The following is a 730-nucleotide window of genomic DNA, read 5'->3' as shown; positions in this document are numbered from 1 at the left end:
CTTGAAAAGGGCGGATATAGAAGAGTGAAAGTAACGGCTGGCCCTTCGCCCTTGAAAAGGGCGGATATAGTGAGGTGGACTTATGGACAACAAGAAACCTGCTGTGGATATCCTGGGAGTGCCGGTGACTCCTTTTTCCATGGCGGAAGCAGTGGCGTGGCTTATGGAACGGGTGGACCGGGATCTGCCTACCCAGGTGGTCACCGCCAATGCGGAAATCATCATGATGGCCCAGCAGATGCCGGCCTACAAGGCCCTGCTGGACAAAACGGACCTGATCCTGGCGGACGGGGCCGGCACCGTGTGGGCCGGACGGACCCTGGGGAACCAGGTGCCGGAACGGGTGGCCGGTTTCGACCTGTTCCTGGAGCTTTTGAAGGACGGGGCCCGAAGAGGCACGAAATTCTTCCTGTTCGGGGCGGCTCCGGGAATTGCGGAAGCAGCGGCCGCCAAGGCGGCGGAAATCGCCCCGGGGGTGCAGATCGTGGGCACCCGGAACGGCTACTTCACCAAAGCCGATGAACCGGACATCATCCGGCAGATCAACGCAAGCGGAGCCCAGGTGCTGTTCGCGGCCCTGGGGGCTCCCAAGCAGGAATTCTGGCTGGAAGAACACCGGGATGCCCTGAAGCCTGCCCTGCGGGTGGGCCTGGGAGGCAGCTTCGACGTGCTGGCCGGGAAAATGGAACGGGCGCCCAAATGGATGCAGGAAGCTTCCCTGGAGTGGCTG

General features: G+C 62.2%; 1 protein-coding gene. It reads left to right on the top strand.

All coding sequences use genetic code 11. From position 1 onward, the window contains the following. Positions 1–82 precede the first annotated feature (82 nt). On the top strand, positions 83–730 hold a 648-nt coding region (locus QVO43_RS06580; RefSeq protein ID WP_288174654.1), incomplete at its 3' end, for a WecB/TagA/CpsF family glycosyltransferase.

Source organism: Acidaminococcus sp. CAG:542 (genome assembly GCF_000437815.1).
Lineage (GTDB): Bacteria > Bacillota > Negativicutes > Acidaminococcales > Acidaminococcaceae > Acidaminococcus.
The sequence above is the reverse complement of the archived record's forward strand: the minus strand, read 5'-3'. Positions and strand labels throughout refer to the sequence as shown.